The sequence below is a fragment of the Pseudomonas sp. P5_B3 genome (assembly GCF_056400405.1).
The window spans coordinates 111,074-127,979 of the sequence record NZ_JBFULI010000006.1 but is presented as its reverse complement, the minus strand read 5'-3'; the positions used below and the strand labels follow the sequence as shown (position 1 = coordinate 127,979).

The following is a 16,906-nucleotide window of genomic DNA, read 5'->3' as shown; positions in this document are numbered from 1 at the left end:
AATCAGTGCGCAACCAGAGGCGCGCAAACCGGCCCCCGACGCGGAATCAGCACATCCAGCATCACTGCGATGGCCGGTAACAGGGTAATCGCCATCAGCATGTTGACCATGAACATAAAGGTCAGCAGTAGCCCCATGTCAGCCTGGAACTTCAGCGCCGAGAACGACCAGGTGGCCACACCGATGGACAGGGTGATGGCCGTGAAGATGGTCGCCACGCCGACCTCGCGCAGCGCCAGCTTGAAGGCGTTGGCGATGTCCAGCCCCTCAGCCAGGTGCAACTGCAGACGGTTATAGATGTAGAAGGCGTAATCCACGCCGATGCCGACCGCGAGCACCATCACCGGCAAAGTGGCGACAGTCAGGCCAATATCCAGCGCCTTCATGAAGCAGTAACCGAGAAAGGTGGCCAAGGTCAGCGGCAGGCAGCAGGCGACCATCGCTCGCCAGTCGCGGTAAACCACAAAGACCAGCAGCACGATGGTCAGGTAGACGTAGAGCATCATCGGCAGCTCGGAGCTTTCGACGATCTCGTTGGTGGCCGCCTGCACCCCGGCATTGCCACTGGCGAGGCGCACGTTTACCCCCACCATTGGGTGCTCGGCGCGGTATTGCTGAACGGCCTCCACCACGGTTTTCAGGGTGCTGGCCTTGTGGTCGGCCAGATACAGGTTGACCGGCAGCAAGCTGCAATCTGCGTTGTACAGCCGCAGCCCCTCGGGTACCTGGCGCACCGCTTCACCGAGTGACAGCTCATCCACCGGTAGCGCCACCCATTTCGGATTGCCCTCGTTGACTCCGGAGGCCGAGAGCTTGGTCAGTACAGGCAACGACTGCGCCGAGAGCACACCCGGCACATTGGCCAGGTACCAGGTCAGCCGGTCGATGTAGGCCATCACCTCGTGCTGATAGCAGCTGTTCTGCGGCGTTTCCACCGCGACTGTGAAGAGATCCAGGCCGAGACCGAAATGGCTGACCACGCTTTCCACGTCTTTGTTATAGCGCGAGTCGATATGCAGCTCCGGCGCGCCCGGCAGGACATGGCCGACATGCCGACCCTGGCTCTGCCACACGGCGGCGACCAGCAGCACCAGACACAGCACCGCCCCGATTGCCGCATTACGCGTCTCGGCGATGCGCCCGAGCTTGAGCATGGCGCCGTCACGCCCGCGGCGAAGTCGATCGACGCGTGTCACATAGGCCTGATCGAAGCGGAAATAGCTGGCCAGCACCGGCAGCATGATCAGGTTGGTGACTATCTTGTAGGCCACCCCAACCGAGGCGGTGATCGCCAGTTCGCGAATCATTGGGATTGGCACCAGCACCAGCGTAGCGAAGCCGACGAAGGCGGTGATCAGCGCCAGCGTGCCGGGAATCAGCAAGCCGGAGAAGCTGCGGCGCGCGGCGGTCATGCCATCGGCGCCGGCGCAGACCTCCTTGGAGATGAAGTTGACCTGCTGCACGCCATGGGACACGCCGATGGCGAACACCAGGAAAGGCACCAGGATTGCCAGCGGGTCGAGGCCGAAGCCGAGCAGCGTGATGGTGCCGAATTGCCAGACCACCGACACCAGCGAACAGCACAGCGGCAGGAAGGTCAACGCCCAGGAGCGGGTGTACCAATAGACCGCCAGCACGGTGAGCAGGAACGCCAGGGCGAAGAAACCCATCACCGACGTGGCGCCAGCGCCGATGTCGCCCATCTGCTTGGCGAAACCGATGATCTGCACCTCGTACTGGTCGTCGCCGTACTTGGCCCGCACTTCATCCTCCAGGCGCTGGCTGAACTCCAGGTAGTTCAGGCGTTGGCCGGTCTGTGGGTCAGGATCGGCCAGCTCGGCCAGCACCATGGCCCCGGAGTAGTCGTTGGCCACCAGGCTACCGACGAAGCCGCCGACCAGGGTGCGCTCACGAATGCCGACGATGGCCTGGTCGCTCAGAGTGGCCACGGTGACGTCGCCCCCCACCACATCCTCGGCCTTCATGCCCTCTTCGGTAATCTGTACCGCGCGGGTGTTCGGGGTCCACAGCGAGGTCACCGTGCGGCGGTCGATGCCGGGCATGAAGAACAGGGTCTGGGTCAGATCGTTAAGCTTGGTCAGCGCCTCCTTGTTCCAGATATCGCCGTGCTTGGCGTGCAGCACCACGATGATGCGATTGGCGCCGAACAGCACGTCGCGGTACTGGTTGAAGGTCTTGATGAACTCGTGCTGCTGCGGCAGCTGCTTGTCGAAGCCGGCAGACATGCGTAGCTGCGCGGCGAAGCCGCCCATCACCAGGGTAATCAAGGCCAGCACGCCGAGGGTGGCAAGACGATGACGGAAGAAGAAGCGCTCGAGGCCGAGCACCAGGGAAGTCAGCATGGTTATGCCTTCCTGAAATTACCAAGCGAACGGAGCAGGGCGGGACTGGCCCGCCTTACGCCGGTGGTCAGAACGAGTAGGAGATGTTGCCGCTGATGAAATCGCGGTCAGTCATCAGGTTGTTGTCGCCGCCGCCCCAGTACTGCACCCACTGCAGGCCACCCTTCCAACGGTCGCGGTAGTTGAACAGCAAGGAGCTGGTCAGCGACTTGCGGCCCTCGACGAACGGCGATGCGTTCGGCGTGGTGCCGTTGACGTCGTGGTAAAAGTCCAGCTGCGGCGTGAGGGTGATACCGCTACCGAACGCATTCGGGTAGTTGATGCCCATCTCGGCGACGTAGCCCCAGGAGGTTTTGTCCGGCAGTGAATAGTCCGGGAGCAGGTATGGCGTCTCGCCCGAGGTGTCCAGATCCGGGTAGTGGGTGACGACCGCCTCGGTCAGCAGGAAGCCGTCGGAGGCGCCCAGGCTCCCGGGAATGAAACCCAGCGGGTCGCTGGCGGAGAAGCTGTAGACGGCATTCACATGTGCCTGCCATTTCTTCTCTTCGACATAGCCCTTGCTGACGCCGTTGTCGTACACGCTGAATTCATTGAACCGGCCGGTGAAGGCCACGCCAAAGGGCACCAGGGGATCAATGCTGACGCTGTCGTTGGGCCGGTAGGACAGCTCCGCGCCGACCGCTACCGGTCCGACCATGGTGTTCATCGACAGGCCGAACAGATTCTTGTCTTCGCCATAGTTGATGAAGTAGTTATCGACCAGCAGGGTATCGGGGGAGCGGGTGGCCGTGTAGCCGACGAAGGGCAACTTGTCATGGTAACGCTGGTAGAACACGCCGAACTCGGTCTCGATCTCCTCCGCCGTCCAGCGCAGGGCGATGCCGTACTGCCCACTGTTTTTCGCTTCATGCCTGCCGGCGTAGGGAATCGCCAGCCCCGTGGCGAACATCTGCTCGTCGCTCAGGCCGCTGATGCCTGGCGCGCCGCAGCGTCCCGTGGGCGTCAGGTCGGCGCAAGTCAGGCCGAGCAAGGGGCTGAAGACATTGTTGACGAAGCTGGTCGAGAGGTAGATCGGCAGATTGCCTTCACCCACCACATCGCTCCCCGAGTAGTAGGTGCCCACCGGGTCGATGCCATAGGCGTTCCACTTGAACTGGTAGTAGGCCTCAACGCTGAGGGTCTCGCTCAGCCCGAGGTTGAACGAAGCCATAGGTGCCGGGATGAACACCTCCTTCAATTGGGTGCCGGGGGTGTGGTAGTTCGCAAGGTTGATGGCGTTGATCTGGTTGATGCCACCGGTCACGAAGATTTCCTCGCCCCAGCTGATCACCTGGTTGCCGACCTTGACCTTGGCTGGCATCTCACCCAGGTCGAAGCTCTTCGCCACCCAGAGGTCGAGCAACTCCAGGCGCTCGGTGGCTTCCCGCTTGGCGTCGTCATCCAGTTCGGTGTTTCGGGTGTCATCCATCTTGAAGTCTTTCGCCCAGGCGACCCGGCCGAGTGCGCTCCAACCCTCACCGAGTTTCAGGCTCAACTCATGGTTGCCCTTGATCACGTGCGAGAAGACATCGTGCTTGTTGTAGTTGAGGTTGCCATCGTCAGCATTGCTGTAGCTGATATCGGCGTTGGCGTAGCCATTCCCTTTGCTCAGATTGTAGAAGCGCCCGGTCTGAGTCTGGGTGCCGTTGTTACAGCCACCGCTGTCGCCGCCGAGGATATGGCAGTCCTGCGGCTCCAGGCGCTGAGCGAAGCCATAGGACAGACTCGAATCCAGGCTGCCGGATATCCCCGCGTCCGAGCCGAAGCGAAACGCGTGGCCCGGCGCGCTCCAGACCAGGCCGCAGGCCGCCATCATCAGCAGGGTCAGGTTGTTTTTGACACGCGGGAAGCCCGGCGCGGCAAGGGCCGCGCCTTTATTTTTGTTATGCATGAGCTTTTCCTCAGGTCGGACTTAACGTTCGCCGCGGCGACGCAGTTCGTCGGAGTTGAACATCTTGTCGTTGACCCGGCCTTCGAGGCCTGCGGTCAGGTCGAGCACCTTGCCTTCCTGGGTAAAGCCGTCGGCGATGTAGCGACGGGCGATCAGGTCATAGCTGACGTACTCGATGGAGGTGCATGCCTGGATCTGTGGATTGGCCCAGACGCTGCCTTCCTGGGCACGCCAAAGATTGCCCTTGGCGTCGAACATATCGACATGCAGCAATGCCCAGCTGTCCTCGTCGAAGTAGAACACCCGCTTGGCCAGGGAGTGGCGCTTGTCAGCTTTCACCGTTGCCTCCACCACCCAGACCCGGTGCTGCTCGTAACGCTGCACATCACGATTGAGGTAGTCCTGACCGATCAACTGCTCATAGTTGTTCGACTTATCGACCAACTTGTAAGAGTTGTACGCAACAATCATTTCCTTTTTGCCGACCAGCTTGTAGTCGTAACGATCGAGCGCACCGGTGTACATATTGATCTGGTCAACGTAGTAGAGGCTGTCCGAGCCAGCAATCGGGTTGTCGTAGGCAAAGGAGGGTGCGCGCCGCACGCGGCGTTGGCCAGGGAAGTAGATCCAGGCATCCTGCGGCTTATCCAACTGCGCATGCACCAGGTACATCTCGCCTGCCCGGGACGAGGGTGAAAGCAGGTCATACATCAGCATGGCTTCGATATTGCCGGTATCTGCCGGGGCTTTTACGGCCGGGTCGTTATAGGGGTAGAACTCGTAGGATTTCTGCTCGACTTGCGTCAGCGTCCCCCCTTTGTCCCGCATCAGAAACGCGGCATCGAATTGCCGACCCTTGGCGATGTAGCGCAATTTGTAGTTCCACATCGCCTCCACACCGCTGGCTGGTAGCGGAAACGGAATCGCCTCGCCGGCCGCGGCTTCCAACTGCCAACCGTCAGCGCCAACCTTGCTCTGTGCGGCGAATTGTTTGGTGCGCTGCGCCACGGCGTCCGGGAAGGTGCAGCTGCGATGTGTCGGATAAACGTCCACGCGGTAGCCGGGGTAGGCCTTGATCAGTTCAATCTGTCCGGCGGGCAACTTTGCCTGATGTTGAGCGAGATTCTGTGCATTGACGCTGAAAAGCACCTTGTCAGCCCCATAGGGGTCACCATGGCCGGGCTCCCAGCCAGCTGGGGCTCGGGTCAGGCCTCCCTCCCAGGCCGGGATGCTGCCATCAACCGTGCCAGCCCGCTCCGCACCGAAGGGGGTGAGTTGTTTGCCGAGTTGCTCCAGTTCAGCTGAAGTGGCCGCCTGTGCCGTGCTCAGGCCCCAGCATGCAAGCAGGGCGCTAAACAGCAAAGTCCGTTTGAACATGCTATTCACGAGGTGTCTCCTATTATTGTTAGAGGTCGGAGCGCAGGGCTGGGCGGAGTTCGCACAGCTTTCCAGCGGCGCCAGTGAATCAGATAAACAGGGTTCGATTGGCTATCAGATAGTCGCGCAAGGCCATGGGAGGTCGACCGGTCAACTGCGCAAAGCTGTCGGTGACAGGAATGTCGAGGTAATCGCGGGTTTCGTGCCGGAAGTAGGTCATGAGCAAATCAAAGGCCTCTCCGGTGGCGGTGCGCAGGGGCTGCTCATCGTCCACCAGCGTGACCGGCTCACCGATCACTTCGCCCAGTAGCTCGGCGAGCTGGGTAAAGTCGATGCGCTCAGTGCCGGTGAGCAGATACTCGTGACCCACATGGAGTGCGGCATCGCTTGCCAGGATCCTGGCGGCTGCTGCGGCAACGTCGCACTCAGACAACCACAGGCGTGATGCATGGGTGGCCTGCGGCATGGCCAGGCGCCGGTGTTGTTTCACCTCGGCAGCCAGGAACCAGGGCACATTGAACATCAGCCAACTGGCAACATTGAGGTAGGTCATGGGTAAGCCACTGGCATCAAACAGTGGCTTCGCGACAACCGAGAGGTTGGCCCCACAGCGGGTGGCCAGAATGTCCGGCTCCAATTGATCAGCCGTCAGCCCTGGCGGGAGGGAGATCAAGCGCAATACCTGGGCAACACAGCCGGCTTCCTGAATGGCGCTAATCAGGTTGGGGGTGACGATGCTTTCGTCGGTGTAAAAATCCGGCGAGACAATAAACACCTTGTCTACGTCGGTAAAAACGGTGGGCAGACTACCGGGGTCGTACCAGTCGGCCTTAAGTACTTCAGCCTGTGGATGCAGGGCACGCAGTAAATCGCACCCGGCGTCGCGGCTGCTGGTCAGACGTAAGTTTATAGCTGGGTATTTTACCGCCAGTGCTTGAGCGGTCAGTCCACCAATATTTCCCGTGGCACCCAGAATGAGCACTCTGCTTGTTTTGTTCACAGTCAATAAGTCCTGATGATTGATTAAATATTCAGCCTTGCCGGTAACGATGGAATGACCACTGACGCCCGCGCAAGTTGTAGTGGTGCATCAAGTCTCAATGCGCATTGCAACGTGTTGGTTCGATTATTTGTGTGGTTGTGGCGCAGGCGTTAGCCAAAAATCGCAGTGTTTACGATGTTTGAATTATTGCCGGGCGCACTTAACCGATGCTTCGGCGACACGTGTTGCGCGCGTGCAGAATTAGTGCCGGTCACTGAGTGCTCCAGCGCTATTATCCAATTGGTAAATAGCTTTATATTCAAAAGGATCGCACTGGGCGAAATGTTAGTGCACAGGGATAGCGGGCTGGTTAGTCAGGAGCAGCATCATGTTAACTGGCATAACGTCGGCGCGTCTCGGATGGCAGATCGCCGAACAGGCGCTTGTAATCTGCGCTGAAATGCGAGGGATGCCAAAATCCCCAGCGCGCAGCAATATCCAGCACGGAAGTCTGTGGCCCGCCAGACTTGATGTCCTGCCGCACATAGTTGAGTCGCAACGCGCGTAGGTAGGCCACTGCGGTCATGCCCAGGACGTCCTGGAATGCATATTCCAGGGTGCGTGAGCCAACTCCCAGATAGTGACAAAGCCTGGCAATGGTGAAGCTCTCACCCTGGGGGTCGTGAAACAGGTATTCACGCGCCCGTGCAACCAGGGCATAGCGATGTTTGGGCATGGCGAATGCGCACAGTTTGTCGCCGTTGCCAAGCAACTTGAGCACTTGTGTGTAAATGGATTCGGTCAGTGAGTCCTGTGCATGCTGGTGCTGCAAGGCGCCTGGGTTGTTGAGCAGAACGGTCAGTACGGTTTGCAGAAATGTTTGCAGCTGCGCAGCCTGATCTGGCATGACCTTTAGAAAGGCGGTTTTATCAAGGCTGCGAGCGACATCGGCATCTTTGATTTGATCGGCATAGGCAGTAAAGACGTCAGTGTCGAAGCTTAGGGTCAGCAAGTCGCTTGAGTGTGCTGTGTAGTAGGTGAAGGTTTCATCCTCGGCAAAGCAGACGATTTCCCGGTGATTGACTTCGGTGCCGCTGAACAGGGCAGGTTGGGACAACGCCAGCGGCAGGGCAATAGAGCGCGAATTGGCTTTGGTGGCGAATTTAACGCACATGCGCTGGGAGGTGATTTCACGAAACAGTTGCATGCCGGCAAAGCTCACCAGGCTGCAGCGTCCGGCAAAGAATCCGTTGCTCAACTGCTGGACCTCGCTGGACCAGCCAGGCAGGGTCGCGCCATAGTCATCAACGTCATGCAGTTCTGCAACGCTGACGACGACGGGATCAGTCGCGATCAATGGAGTAGGGGAGTAAAGGCCGCCGCTGGTGTTCACTGGCAATCTCCTTGGACAACATACGATTCCTGGCGGTTACTCCGCCGAGCACTAGGCGCCTTTATCCCATGCGGCGCGTATCACCACTACTCCTGTAATCGCCCATCGTGCTGAAAGTGCACTGACGATCGGTCTCGCGCAGCCTAAGCGATTGGCAGTGCCAGCGTTAGCCAATAAACGCAATTTACTCTATGCGGATATTGGGTAACACCTGGCTGGGCGTTGATCTGACACTACGGCCATCAGGTTATTCCCGTTTGCCGAGGAGGCCGATGACCTGCGCTGGCGCTGTTTAAGCCAGCCCATAGGCTGCAGTGCCGGTGGGTAATCAAATCCTCCCGGTCAAAACAAAAAGGACAGCGGCAATGTCTAGCAGAGATATGATGATTTACGCGGCTGTTTCGTCCCTGGTGTGGGTCGGGTTTTATTACGGATACCGCTTTCTCAAGTTAAAAAACGATATGTTGGGCTACGAGTGGTTCTTTCTGGCCGTGTCTGCAACCAACGTGATTTTAGATAAGGCCGGTGTCTTTGAATTTTCCGCCTATGTCTGGCATTACCTGGATACGTTCTCAAAATTATTTGGTGTCACCGTTATTGGTGCCATCGGATTAATGAAAGTGACGCATAACTTTGAATTGTCCAAAGGTAAGGAGATTCTGGTTTTTGTCGTCGCGCTTGTTCTCAGTTACGGCTTTGAAACGCTGGACTTCATGCGGGCGGCATTGCCGGTCGCTTCAATGTTGGCAGCCGTACTCTTTTTAATCTTCTGCGGTTGTATCGTGCAGCAAGCATTCAAATACAAGTTGATCTTGCACGGCTGGTTGATGATCGTGCTTATCGTCCTGAATCTGTTTGTCGCCGCTATCCAGGACTTCATGGTTCTGCCAAATGAAGACACTGCGGTGTTTTTCAATAAGTGGGTGATTGAAACCCTGGCCTGGTCGTTGATTTTTACAGAGATTTTCTATGTGTATCGCGCCCTGGCGCGCAAGAAGGGAATGGCATAGGCCCACCGTCATACACAGCGAGAAAACCCCGATCGCAGCCAACTTCAATAGCTTATGGGTAGGTAGGTAATGTCGATATGTTCAAACGTTTAGCGTGCTATTTCATGCTGGGCACTTCACTGCAACTGCCCTTGGCACTGGCTGATATTGCGGTGGAGCAGGCCAGGGTCGAAACCCTGGCAGCCCATGACGGTCAGCATTGGTTCTGGGTATGGGGCAATCGAGCGCCGACGCAGCTCGATGGTCGAGCCTTTTTGTTCGATGACAGCGGCAAGATGCTGGGCCAGCTTGATACCGGCTTCTGGTTCAACAGCCTGTTGCCTGCGCAGTCGCGTAATGAGTTGTTTTCCGTCGAAACCTATTTCAGCCGCGGCACCCGTGGAACCCGCAGCGATATGGTGACGGTCTATGACCCGTTGACCCTCGCGCCCAAACGGGAGATCCCGATTCCGTCCAAGCGCATCAACGCCTTGGGCAATACGGGTTTGAGTGTGTTGTCGGACGACGAGCGTTTTCTCCTGGTGCTCAATTTTACCCCGGCGCAGTCCATCAGTATCGTCGATCTGGATGCCGATCGTTTTGTCAGCGAGGTGGAGACACCCGGCTGCGCCTCGATCTATCCGGCCGGCAAGCGTGACTTCTATGCCATCTGCGGCGACGGCGGATTTCTTCACCTGCGCCTGGGAGAACAAGGTCAGGTACTGATCCAGCAGCGCAGCAAACCGTTATTCGATCCGCTCAAGGACCTGTTGTCGACTTCGGCTTCGCGGATAGGTGACACCTGGTATTTCGTTTCTCGCGAAAGTCAGGTGTATGCCATTCAGATGGGCCCGGATCAGTTGCGCGTGTCCCGGCAGTGGTCGTTGCTTAGCGGGGATGAGCGAAAGGACGACTGGCGCATGAGCGGCATTCAGCACACCGCCGTACATGCAGCGAGCGGCCGATTGTTCGTGTTGATGCACCAAGGCGGGCCAGACACCTTCCAGGAGCCGGGCACCGAAGTCTGGGTCTTCGATGCGAACCAGGGCAAAAAAATCCAGACCATCAAACTGGCTGAGCAGAGCATCTCTATCGGCGTCAGTCCCGGCGTCCAGCCACGTCTTTACAGCGTGGACTGGGTGCTGCAGATGCCCTGGCTGGCCAGTGCCTGGATTTATTTAACCGAGGGCCAGGATGGTGTGCTGCGTCGTCTGCAGCAGGACATCAATCTTTACGATGTCGAGAGCGGTGCGCACCTGCGCACCATCACCGGGCTGCCTTATGGATATCTGAACATGGTGCTGCCATGGTGATCGGCCTGCTCGGCGAACCGGTCTGGTTGACCGCCATAAGTGCCGGCATGGCCCTGCTGCTGGGGGTTGCAGGCTGGCACAAATTACGCGACACGCTTGGGTTCACGGCGGTGTTGCAGAGCTATGACGTGCTTGCGCAAGGGTTGGTTCGTCCTGTCGCCTTGCTGTTGCCTTGGCTTGAGATAGTCACCGCCGGCGGGTTGTTGGCTTTCCGGCAGCCCTTCGTTGTGTGGCTCGCGGCGGCGTTGTTGCTGACCTATGCGCTTGCAATGGCGCTGAGCCTGTTGCAGGGCCGGCGCATTGCCGACTGCGGTTGCCAGGCAGGCGCCCGCCGCCAGGCAGTCAGTTGGCCATTGGTATGGCGCAACCTGATTCTCATGCTCCTCACCCTGAATCTGCTGCTGCCGCCGAGCGGCCGCATCCTGGTTTTCTACGATTGGCTGGTGATTGGCTGCGTGGTGCTTACCGGCAGCGCCTTCTACCTTCTGGCCAATACCCTGATTGCCAACCAAAACTCTGCCCGAGAACTCTCTCTATGATTGAAGCACTGGTTGTTGCCATTAGCCTTTCCTGGTTGGCCATCATCGGTTTGTTGGTGACGGTGCTGGCCCTGACCCGGCAAATTGGTCTGCTGCACGAACGCATCCGCCCGGTAGGGGCGCTGTCGCTGGGCAAGGTGATCAAGGTCGGGGATGAGGCGCCAGTCTTCAATCTGCCGAGCCTGACCGGCGGTGCTTTGAGTCTGGCTGGCTTCGATGCTGGCGGACTCTCCACACTGCTGTTCTTCCTTTCGCCGACGTGCCCGGTGTGCAAGACCTTGCTGCCGGTGCTCAAGTCGGCCCAGGCAAAGGAGCGAGCCTGGCTACGCGTGATCCTGGCCAGTGATGGTGACGAAGCCGAACAGTTGTCCTTCATTCGGCGTGAAGGGCTGAATGAGTTTCCGTATTTGCTCTCTCCCGAGGTTGGAATGGCTTACCAGATCGCCAAGCTGCCCTATGGGGTGTTGATTGATGCCTCGGGCAAGGTGACCGCACACGGCCTGATCAATACTCGCGAACATCTGGACAGCCTTTTCGAGGCGAAAAGCCTCGGCTACGCCACGGTTCAACAATTTCATGCGGCACATGGCTGAGTTGCCAGGCACACGCATCGAGGGCAATGACGATGGAAAACAATTGGCTTGATCAAGTGACCGAAAAACTTACCCGACAGACCGCTCGCAGCACGTCGCGTCGAGGTTTTCTCGGCGGCTTGGGCACTCTGTTGATCGGTGCGGGCGCCTTTACGCTGCTGCCGGTCTATCGCAACAGTGCCTTTGCTTCCACCGGCATTGCTGAAGAAGGAAATCCCAATAGCTGCGACTACTGGAGACATTGTGCGATCGACGGTTTTCTCTGTGGATGTTGTGGTGGCACGGCTAGCAGCTGTCCGCCAGGCACCGTGAAGTCGGACATCACCTGGATCGGCACCTGCCGAAACCCTACGGACGGCAAGGACTACGTCATTTCCTACAACGACTGTTGTGGCAAAAGTAATTGTGGGCGCTGCATCTGCCAGCGAGATCAGGGCGACACGCCAATCTATCGGCCGCAGAGCTCGAATGATCTCAATTGGTGTACCGGCAGCCAGGCGAATGTGCCTTATCACTGCTCGCTGTCGGTCGTGATAGGAGTGAAGAAACAATGATTCGCGCAGTTGCTCTGGGGCTTCTCCTGTCCAGCAGCTGCAGTTGGGCGACCGAGCCGGCTCAGGTCGATTACATGCTCAATTGTCAGGGTTGCCATTTACCAGATGGCAGCGGCTTTCCCGCACGACAGGTGCCAGATTTGCGTAATCGGATGGGCAGCTTTCTCAGTGTGCCGGGGGGTCGCGAGTATCTGGTGCAGGTGCCGGGGACCGCCCAGACGGCGCTGCCCGATTCTGATCTGGCACGCTTGCTGAACTGGATGCTCGGCAGCTTCAGTGCGGCACAGATACCGGCGGATTTTCAACCCTATACCGCTGCTGAAGTAGGCACCTTGCGTCAGTATCCCCTGGCCAGCCCATCAGTCATTCAAGCACATCTGCTTGAACAGATCGTTCAGCGTGAGCAACAGCAGCACAGTGGAGCATTCGCAGATGAATAAGATGACCAGCCTGGCCTTACTGTTTCTGGCTCCGCTCGCCACCCAGGCGACGGAGGCGCCCACTGCAGCACTGAGTGCAACCTGTGCGGTGTGCCACGGCGCAGAAGGCCAGGGTAATCAGGCGTTGGGCGCACCGCGCCTGGCGGGGCAGAACGTACAATATCTGGCTCGTCAGCTGCTGAATTTCAAAGCCGGCCGGCGCGGTTACGCTCAACAGGATCAGGCGGGGCAGAGCATGCGTGCGATTACCCTGAGCCTCAGTGAAGAGCAGCTTGCCAGTCTGGCCGCGCACTACGCCGGTCTGCAACTGGCCAAGGCGCCACAGTCTGACAGTGCCACTGCCAAAGTTGGCGCAGCACGCTATCAGGATACCTGTGCGGCTTGCCACGGCCAATTTGCCCAAGGTTATGCACACCTGCAGGCACCTGATTTGCGAATCCTTGACGGCTGGTATATCGATCAGCAGCTGAACAATTACGCTCAGGGTTGGCGGGGGGCAGATGAGTATTCCGATATCCAGGGCAAGTGGATGCAAGCCATTGCTACCCAGATCAATAACAAAGAACGGCAAGCCGTGGTCGACTTCATAGGAACACTGGGTGTTGATCCAAAGTAAGGCAACCCGCCAAAGCTGACGCTGTTATCCGTGAGCCCTCCGCTGCCAGCGGAGGGGGCTTTCTATTGCGGCTTGTCACAGAGTCTCATGAGTATCGCTGAAATCTATTTGATCAACCGGCGGCTGCGACCAGACCACCGTCCAGCGCCAGCGTATGTCCGGTGATCCAGGAAGAGGCCCTGGATGCCAGGAAGATGGCAGCGCCAGCCATATCGTCCTGATTGCCAAGACGCCCCCTCGGGACCATGGCCATGATGGAACCTGCATCTTGCTCAACCGCGTAAGCCGTCATTTTCGTGTGAAAAAAGCCGGGCGCGATTGCGTTTACATTGATATTTGCGGGAGCCAGATCAACCGCAAGATGCCGGGTCAGGTGAATCAGGCCGGCCTTGCTGGCAGAGTACGCATAATTATCGACTCCGGGATTTACCAGGCCGTTGACCGAGGCAATATTGATCACCCGGGACGGAGTCTCTGCTTTAGCCGCAGTTTTGAGCAGCCCGAGCAGACGCTGCGTCAAAAAGAACGGTGACTTCAGATTCAGATCCACAACCTTGTCCCAACCCGCCTCTGGATACACGGAAAACTCCGCGCCCCAGGTAGCGCCGGCATTGTTAACCAGGATGTCCAGGCCGGACTCACGCTTGCCAATCTCATCGACCAAAAACTCGATGCCCTCCAGGCTGGAGAGGTCAGCACGGATCGCAACGCACTCGCCAAGGCTTGCAACAGCGTTGGTAAAATTCGCCAGCTCATCCTGATTTCGCGATGAAATGTACACCTTGACCCCGCATTGCAGGTACGCCCGCGCGATCATCGCGCCAATCCCTCGCGCCCCACCGGTGACCAGCGCCACCCGACCTTGCAAACTGAATAGATCCTGCATACTGCCTCCGAGAAAAACGCGCCCGTCCGTCAACCGGACAAGCGCAGAAATTGAATTGGATGCGCCGCTCAGGCGTGCGATCTCATTGATTGCCGAAGCTGGCGGCAGCCTTGGACAGGAACTTCTCTGTCTGCTTGAAGCCCGCCTCCAGGGCGCATTGATCTGTGGTGTCACAGATAGCGTCCCAGGTCGCCAGCACACTCTCAGGGGTCTGCAAGGCAGGTGGAAGGAACACGCCATTGGTCTCGAAAATCCGCGTAGTGGCATAGCCACCTGCACCGGCACAGAGGATCGTGCGCTGCGGTGCACCCTCGTGGCACAGCATTAGCGCGCCTGCGGTAACCGACTCAGGGGTCAAGAGTTCAAATACCGTCTTGTCCAATAGATCTTCGGTCATGCGGGTGGCGGCAGTGGGGGCCAGCGCATTGACCCGGATATCGTGTTTCTGTCCCTCCAGCGCCAGGGTATTCATGAGCCCTACAACCGCCATCTTGGCCGCACCGTAATTCGACTGACCGAAATTGCCGTAGAGACCGGAAGAGGAGGTGGTCATGACAATTCGCCCATAGTTCTGCGCCCGCATGATGTCCCAGACGGCCTTGGTGCAGTTGACCGAGCCCATCAGGTGCACGTCCATCACCAGCCTGAAGTCGGCCAGGTCCATCCTGGAGAAGCTTTTATCGCGAAGTATTCCGGCGTTGTTGAGCAGAATATCGACCCGCCCCCAACGCTCCATGACCTGCGCGACCATCGCCTCGACTTCAGAAAAGTTGGCAACGTTGGCGCCATTGGCAATGGCTTCTCCGCCCATTGCATGAATTTGCGCAACCACCTCGTCTGCAGCCTGCAACGAGTTACCCGCGCCGTCACGGGCGCCTCCCAGATCATTCACCACCACCTTGGCACCGCGCCTGGCCAATGCCAGCGCATGGGAGCGTCCGAGTCCGTTTCCGGCTCCGGTGACGATGGCGACACGCCCAGTGAAATCGATACTTTGCTGACTCATATGAAACCTCTGCGATTGATACGGTTATTCAACGGACAAACCAGGTACGCCACAGCCATCAAAACCACTCTTCTCGGGCCATGTAGAAGGCATCTTCGAAGTCGCACAGAATCTGTTTCCAGACCTGTATCTCTGGCAGTTCGTAGGCGTAGAAGTATTTGAGGGCTTGCAACTTGCCCAGGTAGAAGTTCCGGTCATCCTCATGCGGGTCCCTGGCCAGGCCAGCGCTCGCGGCTATGCCTTGCTTGAGCCACATCCAGGCCACAACCACGTTGCCAAACAGCTCCAGGTACTTGACCGAATTGGCCAGCGCCAAGTCGATGTGCAGTTTCTGCATGCCGCCAAGAACAGCACCGGTGGTTTCCTCGAGCACTTGAATGGCGGCCRGAAGCGCAGCCGCAGGCTCCTGCAATGCCGGGTGCTGGGTGGCCGTCTCAATGTCGTCACGCATCCTGCTGATACAGTTCGTGTATCCGGCCATATTGTCGGCGGGCACCTTGCGTGCGAGCAGGTCAAGCGACTGCACGCCATAGGTGCCCTCATGGATCGAGTTGAGGCGGTTGTCGCGGTAGAACATCTCGACCGGATGCTCATTGGTATAGCCATGCCCACCCAACACCTGAATCGCCAGGCTATTGGCGCGCGGGCCGTATTCGGATGGCCAGGACTTGATGATCGGCGTCAGGAAATCCAGTAGTACCTTTGCGCTTCTGCGCTCGGCCTCGTCAGGAGCAGTGCGCACGTCGTCAGCCAGTTGTGCACCGAACAGACACAGGCTGTAGGCACCTTCGGCATAGGCCTTCTGTGCCAACAGCATGCGTCGCACATCCGCATGCTCAATGATCCGCACGGGCGCAGAGAGCGGATCCCTGGACGAAGGTAAACGCCCCTGTCGCCGCTCCTTCGCGTAGTCGAGGGAGTACTGATAACCGCTCAAAGCTGTGAGTGCGGCGCTAGTTCCGACCATGATGCGTGCCTCATTCATCATGTGGAACATGTAGCGAATACCCTGATTCTCCTCACCTACCAGGTAGCCGATCGAGCCGCCCTGTTCACCGAAGTTGATCGCACAGGAGGTTTGCCCGCGCCCACCCATCTTGTGGAACAAGCCAGCCAGGCTCACATCATTGCGGCTGCCGACCGCACCTGTTTCATCGACCAGATACTTGGGAACAATGAACAGGGATACGCCCTTGATGCCCTTGGGCGCGCCTTTGATCCTTGCCAGGACGAGGTGAACAATATTTTCGCTAAGGTTGTGATCACCGCCAGAAATGAAGATCTTGTTGCCAGTAATCAGGTAACGACCCTCTTCAGTCCTGGTCGCGCTGGTCGTCAGGTCTGCCAACCCCGAGCCCGCCGACGGCTCGGTCATGGCCATGGTTCCGGCGAACCGGCCCTGACGCATCGGCACGACCCACTTCTCGACCTGTTCGGGCGTGCCGTGAGCCTCGATAAGATTGCAGTTGGCATTGGTCAGACTGGTATAACCCAGTGTGGTGCTGCCAGCAGCTGACAGGAAAGAAGTGGCCACACTTGCAACAATGGCCGGCAATTGCATGCCACCCAATTCATAATCGGCTTCCGGGCAAGTGAGCCCGGATTGGATAACAGCATCGATTGCAGGCTTGATCTCGGGAAGCATGTGCACCTGCTTGCCGTCGAACGTAGGCTGTTGCACATCCACCTTCTGCCGGATTGGCAGGAAGTAGCGTTGCGCGATCTTGCGCCCGGTTTCGATGGCCGCCAGATAAGTTTCCTTGCTGTGCTCGGCATAGCGCGGGCGGGCGGTCAGGGCTTGCGCATCGAACAACTCGAACAGATAGAAATGCAGATCTCTGACGTTTAGTATGGAGGCCGCCATGGTATTACTCCGCGAAGAATGGACGGGACCCGCCCATTTTGCCGAGGCCGGCCCCAGTCAC

General features: G+C 58.4%; 15 protein-coding genes. 7 read left to right on the top strand and 8 right to left on the bottom strand.

The annotated features are described in order from the left end of the window. Window positions 1-2: 2 nt before the first annotated feature. From AC1DRN_RS06130 to AC1DRN_RS06110, 5 genes are all read right to left on the bottom strand, one after another. The gene (locus AC1DRN_RS06130; RefSeq protein ID WP_223457166.1) at window positions 3-2,363 is read right to left on the bottom strand and encodes an efflux RND transporter permease subunit; all 2,361 of its coding nucleotides are present in this window, start codon (window positions 2,361-2,363) and stop codon (window positions 3-5) included. A gap of 67 nt (window positions 2,364-2,430) precedes the next feature. Then, window positions 2,431-4,293: a DUF1302 domain-containing protein gene (locus AC1DRN_RS06125; protein ID WP_223457168.1), complete on the bottom strand. Its 1,863-nt coding sequence runs from the start codon at window positions 4,291-4,293 to the stop codon at window positions 2,431-2,433. A gap of 21 nt (window positions 4,294-4,314) precedes the next feature. Then, window positions 4,315-5,670, bottom strand: coding sequence for a DUF1329 domain-containing protein (locus AC1DRN_RS06120; protein WP_223457170.1), 1,356 nt, complete (start codon window positions 5,668-5,670; stop codon window positions 4,315-4,317). An 88-nt stretch (window positions 5,671-5,758) separates the two neighbouring features. Further along, window positions 5,759-6,670: an NmrA family NAD(P)-binding protein gene (locus AC1DRN_RS06115; protein ID WP_223457172.1), complete on the bottom strand. Its 912-nt coding sequence runs from the start codon at window positions 6,668-6,670 to the stop codon at window positions 5,759-5,761. A gap of 373 nt (window positions 6,671-7,043) precedes the next feature. Continuing rightward, entirely contained in the window at window positions 7,044-8,045 is a 1,002-nt protein-coding gene (locus tag AC1DRN_RS06110; protein ID WP_223457174.1) for a helix-turn-helix domain-containing protein, read from the bottom strand. A 365-nt stretch (window positions 8,046-8,410) separates the two neighbouring features. Here AC1DRN_RS06110 and AC1DRN_RS06105 point away from each other — a divergent pair, with 365 nt between their 5' ends. From AC1DRN_RS06105 to AC1DRN_RS06075, 7 genes are all read left to right on the top strand, one after another. Continuing rightward, window positions 8,411-9,055 (top strand): hypothetical protein, encoded by a 645-nt coding sequence (locus AC1DRN_RS06105; RefSeq protein WP_110660168.1) that lies wholly within the window; start codon window positions 8,411-8,413, stop codon window positions 9,053-9,055. A gap of 77 nt (window positions 9,056-9,132) precedes the next feature. After that, a complete protein-coding gene (locus AC1DRN_RS06100; RefSeq protein WP_223457176.1) occupies window positions 9,133-10,347 on the top strand; it encodes an amine dehydrogenase large subunit in 1,215 nt (404 codons plus the stop codon). Next, window positions 10,341-10,886 (top strand): MauE/DoxX family redox-associated membrane protein, encoded by a 546-nt coding sequence (locus tag AC1DRN_RS06095; RefSeq protein ID WP_223457177.1) that lies wholly within the window; start codon window positions 10,341-10,343, stop codon window positions 10,884-10,886. The genes AC1DRN_RS06100 and AC1DRN_RS06095 overlap by 7 nt, the downstream gene beginning before the upstream one ends. Further along, a complete protein-coding gene (gene mauD / locus AC1DRN_RS06090; protein ID WP_223457178.1) occupies window positions 10,883-11,479 on the top strand; it encodes a methylamine dehydrogenase accessory protein MauD in 597 nt (198 codons plus the stop codon). The genes AC1DRN_RS06095 and mauD overlap by 4 nt, the downstream gene beginning before the upstream one ends. Window positions 11,480-11,505: 26 nt before the next feature. Further along, window positions 11,506-12,033 (top strand): methylamine dehydrogenase light chain, encoded by a 528-nt coding sequence (locus AC1DRN_RS06085; RefSeq protein ID WP_411740682.1) that lies wholly within the window; start codon window positions 11,506-11,508, stop codon window positions 12,031-12,033. 140 nt (window positions 12,034-12,173) lie between these two features. Further along, window positions 12,174-12,473, top strand: coding sequence for a hypothetical protein (locus tag AC1DRN_RS06080; RefSeq protein ID WP_223457179.1), 300 nt, complete (start codon window positions 12,174-12,176; stop codon window positions 12,471-12,473). Next, window positions 12,466-13,089 (top strand): c-type cytochrome, encoded by a 624-nt coding sequence (locus AC1DRN_RS06075; RefSeq protein WP_110660980.1) that lies wholly within the window; start codon window positions 12,466-12,468, stop codon window positions 13,087-13,089. Before AC1DRN_RS06080 ends, AC1DRN_RS06075 begins: the two co-directional genes overlap by 8 nt. 112 nt (window positions 13,090-13,201) lie before the next feature. Here the strand turns inward: AC1DRN_RS06075 and AC1DRN_RS06070 are convergent, their stop codons facing one another. From AC1DRN_RS06070 to AC1DRN_RS06060, 3 genes are all read right to left on the bottom strand, one after another. Continuing rightward, the gene (locus AC1DRN_RS06070) at window positions 13,202-13,975 is read right to left on the bottom strand and encodes an SDR family oxidoreductase (protein WP_159996657.1); all 774 of its coding nucleotides are present in this window, start codon (window positions 13,973-13,975) and stop codon (window positions 13,202-13,204) included. 82 nt (window positions 13,976-14,057) lie between these two features. Beyond that, on the bottom strand, window positions 14,058-14,981 hold the full coding sequence (locus tag AC1DRN_RS06065; protein ID WP_223457180.1) for an SDR family NAD(P)-dependent oxidoreductase: 924 nt from the start codon (window positions 14,979-14,981) through the stop codon (window positions 14,058-14,060). Between the two features lie 58 nt (window positions 14,982-15,039). After that, window positions 15,040-16,845: an acyl-CoA dehydrogenase gene (locus AC1DRN_RS06060; RefSeq protein WP_477786652.1), complete on the bottom strand. Its 1,806-nt coding sequence runs from the start codon at window positions 16,843-16,845 to the stop codon at window positions 15,040-15,042. Window positions 16,846-16,906 lie beyond the last annotated feature (61 nt).